Origin of the sequence: Cyanobium sp. N5-Cardenillas (genome assembly GCF_024345515.1) — a bacterium.
Lineage (GTDB): Bacteria > Cyanobacteriota > Cyanobacteriia > PCC-6307 > Cyanobiaceae > Cyanobium.
Genome location: NZ_JAGQBG010000193.1, coordinates 1 through 6,083, shown reverse-complemented (window position 1 = coordinate 6,083; position 6,083 = coordinate 1). Strand labels below are relative to the sequence as shown.

Here is a 6,083-nt window from a genome sequence, read left to right as displayed (position 1 = left end):
CGGGCCTTCCGCAACCGTTGCCCCCACCGGGCCGTGGCCTTCCGGGAGCCCCCCGAAGGCAGTGTGGCCTGCCGCAGGCTGGTGTGCCCTTACCACGGCTGGACCTACGACCTGGGCGGAGCTCTGCTGGCGGCCGCCCGGGAAGCGGAGTTCGTCGAACCGTTCGATCGCGAGGCCTGGCCGCTGGAGGCTCTCGGCTGCCGGGTGCGGGCCTCCCTGATCTGGGTGGCCCTCGGGGCCGATGCGATCCCCCTCGACGACCAGCTCGACCTGCCGCTGCAGGAAGCCCCCGACGCCCTCGCCCGAACCCTTGTGCCCCTGGCCTTCCACAGCCAGGCCCTGGCCTGCAACTGGAAGATCGCCCACGACAACACCCTCGACGACTACCACGTCGCCATCGCCCATCCCACCACCCTGCACAGGATGCAGGGCCCGGTGCGCCGCTACAGCCATCGCTTCGGCACCTGGGCCAACGTGCTGGCCACCCCCTGGCTGGAAGGGGACAGCGAATTTCTCACCTTCGGCCTGCCGCCCTGGAACCACCTGCTGCTGTGGCCCGACGGACGCCTGGCCCTGATCCAGTTTCTGCCCAACCATCTGGACAGCTGCACCATGCAGGTGTGGCTGCTGGGCCCGGAAGAACGCCTGGGGGAAGGGGAGGCCCTGATGGCGGAGATGGTGCAGTTCCTCGCCGAGGACCGCGCCCTGGTGGAGTCGGCCCAGCGGGGGTACGGGGAGGGATTCCGCACCGGGCCTCCCCATCGGCTGGAGGCCCGGATCCTGCACCAGCAGGCGATCTACGCCGCGCTGCTGGAGCCCTGGTACGCATCGGGGCGGATACCCAGGTAGACGGCCTCCTTGAACAGGGCCCGCTTGGCATCCGCGTCCTGGCGCTGCTCCGCGATGGCATAGCGGGCACGCAGGGAGGCCACCAGGGCGGCCTGGCGAAGATCGGACCTTTCGCTGGAATGGTCGGCCGACGGCGTGGTGGTCGGGGTGTCGATCACGTTCATCACGACGTAACTCTGTTCACTATGAACGCAGCTTATCGCTGTCACCGGCTAACAGCTGACAACGCAACCACTGCGCCATCGCCGTGTTGATCGCCAGCAGATCCGCCACCGGCTGGTCGGTGAAGGGCAGGGTGGGCATGTAGCCGTCCGGGCCGAATTCGGGCGTGAGGCTCGGCGGCGGTACCCCCCGCTTCACGGCCCGCTCGCTGAACAGTTGCCAGCAGGCCAGGTGGGCCGCCAGGGCGCCGGCATGTTCGGGGGCGAAGGGGTGGGACACCTGCGGACCCTGGGCATGGCCCACCCGGGCGTGGATGTGGTCCACCCGGTCGGCCATCACCTGTACCGGCTCCAGGTCCGGAGTCATCAGACGCTCGGCCACCACGCACCAATGGCTCAGATCCGCCGTGAGCCGCAGCCCGGGGAGGGCCTCCAGCAGGGGGGCGATGGTCCAGGGCATCCCCAGGCAGCGGGATCGGTGCGTTTCGAAGCTCACCGCCAGGCCGGTGGCTTCCGCCAGCGCCAGCGCCTCGGCCAGGAAGGACGTTTGCCGCGCCAGCGGCCAGGCATCGCTGCCGGTGAGCACGGTCACCCGGTGAGGGCGGAGATCGGCGCAACGGTGCAGCTGGTCGCCCAGTTCCGCCAGGTGCTGCTCCGGCGTGCACCCCAGCTCCGGCACATAGCCGCCTCCGGTCACCACCTCCAGCACCAGGGGCCTGCCGCGGTCCCGCAGACGGGCGGGGCCGTCCACGTCGGCCAGCAGGCAGGGATGGCGGATGTTCAGCTCCAGGCCATCGAAGCCGCCGCGCTCGGCCGTCTCCAGCGCCACGGCCAGGGAGCCTTGGAAGCCCCAAAGGGAAAAGAACAGAAGGGATGTCACCGGACCCGCCTCAGGCGTCTTCCACTCTTCCCTGCCGCAGGCGGTGGGCGGGTAACCAGCTGCACCGGCCGCCACACCCGGTTCAAATGTTCAGCACGAACGGTGTCGGGTCGACCGCGAGCGGGACAGTGGTGACGGGACTTCCCTTTTCGCAGGCCAGCTGCCCCGTCGTGACCGTTTCACCCTCCTCCGCGCCAGCGGCGACCGGCCCGGGAGCCGCCTCGGCGTTGCTGTCCGGCACCCTGCTGCAGCGTCTCAACGCACGCCGCGATGGTCCCGGCTGGCGGCGGCTGGCCTTCCATCTCTCGCTGCTGGCGGCGGGCGCCCTGCTCTGGGGCTGCCCGGCGTTGCCCGCGCTGCCCACCGCGGCCCTCTGGGCCCTGCGGCTGGTGGGTCTGCTGCTGCTGGGCTGGGGTCTGGCCTTCGGCTTCTGCGCCATGCACGAATGCGGTCACCGCACCGCCTTCGCCAGCAAGGGCGCCAACGACGCCGTGGCCTGGTGGGCCGGAGTGCTGAGCTTCTACAACGCCGATTACTACCGCCGCTACCACCAGTGGCACCATCGCTTCACCCACCAGCCGGGCCTCGATCCCGAACTGGAGCAAGCCCCACCGAGCACCCTGGGCGGCTACCTGCTGGAGCTCAGCGGCCTGCCCTGGTGGATCGGCAAGGTCCGGGGCCACGCCGCCGGCCTGGGCGGTGACTTCGGTGGCAGGCCCTACATCCCCGCCGAGGCCGCGGCGGCGGTCACCCGCTCGATCCGGCTGCAGTTCGCCGTCTACGCCGTTCTTCTGGCGGGCTCCCTGTGGCAGGCCAACGGCGCCCTGTTCTGGTTCTGGCTGCTGCCCCTCGCCGTTGGACAGCCCTTGCTGCGGTTCGTGCTGATGGCCGAGCACGGCGGCTGCAGCACCGACACGGACGGCCTCAGCAACACCCGCACCACCCTCACCCTGGGGCCGCTGCGCTGGCTGATGTGGGACATGCCCTTCCACGTCGAGCACCACCTCTACCCTTCGGTGCCTTTCCACGCCCTGGCCGAGGCCCATGGCCATCTGGCCCCCCATCTGGTGCACACAGGCCAGGGCTACCTGGCGGTGCACCGCGGCTTCCTGCAGGACCCAGCCCGGCTCGCCCTCCCCTGAGTCCCGATCCCTTGCCACGCCCGCCCGCACCCCCACGCCGCTTCGCGCTGGGGGATTTCCCCCTCGCCGCCGGGGGGCAGATGGCCGCCGCCTGGCTCGACTACCGGGTCTACGGAACCCTGACAGGCGATCGCTCCAACCTGGTGCTCTACCCCAGCTCCTATGGCGCCTGGCCCGAGGACATCGACTGGGTGGTGGGACCGATCCTCGATCCGGAGCGCTGGTGCGTGGTGCTGGTGAGCCAGTTCGGCAACGGCCGCTCCAGCAGCCCCAGCACAGGCGATCCAGGTCTGGCCGGCGGCCGCTGGCCCGTCGATCACCGTGACAACGTGGCCGCCCAGCGACGGCTGCTGGAGGAGGTGTTCGCGGTGACCTCCCCCGCCCTGATCTATGGCTGGTCGATGGGCGCCCAGCAGGCCTACCACTGGGCGGTGCTGGAGCCGGAGAGGACCCGGCGGATCTGCTGCGTCTGCGGCACGGCGCGCACCAGCCCCCACAACAGGGTGTTCCTGCTCAGCCTGCGCCAGGCCCTCACCGCCGACCCCAGCTGGGATGGACGCCGCTTCCGCGGTGCGCCGGAGCAGGGATTGCGCACCTTCGCCCTGATCTACGCCAGCTGGGCCGCCAGCCAGCCCTTCTACCGCCGTGGTGCCCATCATCAGCTGGGTTACGCCAGTGTTGAGGCCTACGTGGAGCAGGCCTGGCTGCCGGCCTACCGCCGCCATGACCCCCACGACCTGCTGGCGATGCTCGACGTCTGGCTGGCGAACGACGTGGCCGCCGCCGCGGGGCTCGCTTCGGGGGACGCCGAGGCCGATCTGGCCGCGGCCCTGGGCCGGATCCGGGCCCGCACCACCGTGATCGCCGGCCGCCACGACCTCTACTTCACCCCCGAGGACTGCGGCGCCGAGGCCGCCCTGATCAGCGGCGCCCACTTCGAGGTCCTGGAGTCCGACCTGGGTCACCGGGCCGGCAATCCCCGCGACGCCCCGGCCGAGCAGCGCCAGCTGCGGGCCGCCGTGGATCTGCTCTGCACCGACTGACGGCTCTGCGCCGACTGACGTCACCCGGGCCCCTCCGCCCCCCTCCCCCTCACCACCAACCGATGACCGACCTGGCCCGCTTCGCCGCCACCCATGGCATCCGGCATTTCCTGTTCTCGTTCTGCGATCTGTTCGGGGTGCAGCGGGCCAAGCTCGTGCCGGCCGCCGCGGCCGCCGAACTGGCCCGCTCCGGTGCCGGTTTCGCCGGTTTCGCCGCCTGGCTCGACATGACGCCGGCGGACCCGGACGTGCTGGCGGTCCCCGATCCCACCAGCCTGATGGTGCTGCCCTGGCAGAAGGAAGTGGCCTGGGTGGCCACCGATCTGCAGGTGGAAGGGGTGGTGCTGGAGCAGTCCCCCCGGCGGGTGCTGCAGCGGCAGATCGCCCGGGCAGCGGCCATGGGCCTGCAGTTCCGCAGTGGCGTGGAGGCGGAGTTCTTCCTGATGGACCCGGAGCGGGACGCCATCGCCGACGGCCTCGATCGGCAGTCGAAGCCCTGCTACGACCAGCTGGCCCTGATGCGCCACTACCCCCTGATCAGTGAGCTGCTCGAGGGCATGGAGAGCCTCGGCTGGGGGCCGTACCAGGCCGACCACGAGGACGCCAACGGCCAGTTCGAGCTCAACTGGACCTATGCCGAATCGCTGCTGACCGCCGACCGCCATGCCTTCTTCCGGGTCATGACGGCCGCCCTGGCGGAGCGCCATGGGGTGCGGGAGAGCTACCATCCCAATCCGATTGCGGCCCTCACCGGCAACGGCGCCCACCTGCATGCCTCCCTCTGGGACGAAGCGGGCCACAACGTGTTCCACGACCCGGCGGGGCAGAAGGGCCTGTCGGAACTGGCCTATCAGTTTCTCGCCGGCCTGCTGGCCCACGCCCCGGCCCTGTGCGCCCTCACCAATCCGGTGGCCGGCAGCTACCGACGCCTGGCCCGCTCCGTCACCAGCTCCGGCGCCACCTGGTCGCCGTCCTGGATCAGCTACGGCGGCAACAACCGCACCCACATGGTGCGCATCCCCGACGACCAGCGGATCGAACTGCGCCTCGGCGACGGTGCCGCCAACCCCTACCTGCTGCAGGCCGCGGTGCTGGCGGCGGGGCTCGACGGCATTGAACGCCGCCTCGATCCCGGCCCCCGCAGCGATCGGAACACCTATGTGGAGGCGCCGGAGGGTGCGGCCTCCCTGCCCACCTGCCACGCCGATGCCCTGGAGGCGTTCCGCCACGACGCGCCGCTGCGGGACTCCCTGGGGGAGGCGTTCTGCACGGCCTACGAAGCCCTCGTGGCCCAGCGCAGCGATGGCTGAGATGGTCAGGGGTCCGTCATCTCCAGAGCGGTGAAAGATCAGCAGAACTGCCTATGGCCAGGACGTTCCAGAAGGGAGAGAGTGACTGCATCAACCAGGAGGCTCCAGCGATGGAAGAGACACCACCCGGTCAGATGTCAGGAGTTCGTTGACGGCAGGTCCCTGCTCCAACAGTCTTGTCCCTCAAATGGTTTCCCGTTCTCCTGCAGATCACCCGATGCATCGTTCAGGTGCCCACGGGTCTACGGAAACCAGCTCCTGGATGCCCCGGCCCCAGGTGCCACCGCCCGCAACTCCGACTCCGAAAACCACCCCCCGGGGACTCCCACGGATCCCCAGCCCAGCTGACCTCTTTTCGATGGAGCGTTCATAACGAAACGGGCATCCTCGGCTCCTTTCGTCATCACCCATCAACGGTCCCCAAGGACCTGATCGTCAGCCCTTCTGATCGTCCAATCACCCATCGACATCAGACCCATCCACACAAGACTGGAACGCTCGCCGTTCCACCCCAAGCCCGGCTCTCCTGGAAGCCGGGCATTTTCATGGGCGCCGCTGGCATGGAGCGGAGGCCGCGGCCGGGCCCGGTGAAAACCACCTAGGTTTGCTTAACAATTGGTCAGGGTCGATGACGCGTTTGCCCTGGGCCGTGTTGCTGCTGACGCTGCTGGGGGCCCGGTACCTGCATTGGCGACTGG

The 6,083-nt window shown here is 69.9% G+C and carries 6 protein-coding genes; 4 read left to right on the top strand and 2 right to left on the bottom strand.

Annotation, left to right across the window (positions count from 1 at the left end; translation table 11 throughout):
* The coding region (locus tag KBZ04_RS13550; RefSeq protein ID WP_254992433.1) for an aromatic ring-hydroxylating oxygenase subunit alpha at nt 1-849 on the top strand (849 nt) is incomplete at its 5' end.
* On the opposite strand, the gene KBZ04_RS13545 is transcribed toward KBZ04_RS13550, so the two are convergent.
* Both KBZ04_RS13545 and KBZ04_RS13540 read right to left on the bottom strand, forming a co-directional pair.
* Nucleotides 798-1,013 (bottom strand): hypothetical protein, encoded by a 216-nt coding sequence (locus KBZ04_RS13545; RefSeq protein ID WP_254992432.1) that lies wholly within the window; start codon nt 1,011-1,013, stop codon nt 798-800. The genes KBZ04_RS13550 and KBZ04_RS13545 overlap by 52 nt on opposite strands.
* Nucleotides 1,014-1,032: 19 nt before the next feature.
* A complete protein-coding gene (locus KBZ04_RS13540) occupies nt 1,033-1,890 on the bottom strand; it encodes a sugar phosphate isomerase/epimerase family protein (protein ID WP_254992431.1) in 858 nt (285 codons plus the stop codon).
* A 170-nt stretch (nt 1,891-2,060) separates the two neighbouring features.
* Between KBZ04_RS13540 and KBZ04_RS13535 the strand changes: the two genes are divergently transcribed.
* From KBZ04_RS13535 to glnT, 3 genes are all read left to right on the top strand, one after another.
* On the top strand, nt 2,061-3,032 hold the full coding sequence (locus tag KBZ04_RS13535) for a fatty acid desaturase (RefSeq protein WP_409995986.1): 972 nt from the start codon (nt 2,061-2,063) through the stop codon (nt 3,030-3,032).
* Between the two features lie 11 nt (nt 3,033-3,043).
* Nucleotides 3,044-4,075, top strand: coding sequence for an alpha/beta fold hydrolase (locus KBZ04_RS13530; protein ID WP_254992430.1), 1,032 nt, complete (start codon nt 3,044-3,046; stop codon nt 4,073-4,075).
* A gap of 62 nt (nt 4,076-4,137) precedes the next feature.
* Entirely contained in the window at nt 4,138-5,385 is a 1,248-nt protein-coding gene (gene glnT, locus KBZ04_RS13525; protein ID WP_254992429.1) for a type III glutamate--ammonia ligase, read from the top strand.
* Nucleotides 5,386-6,083 lie beyond the last annotated feature (698 nt).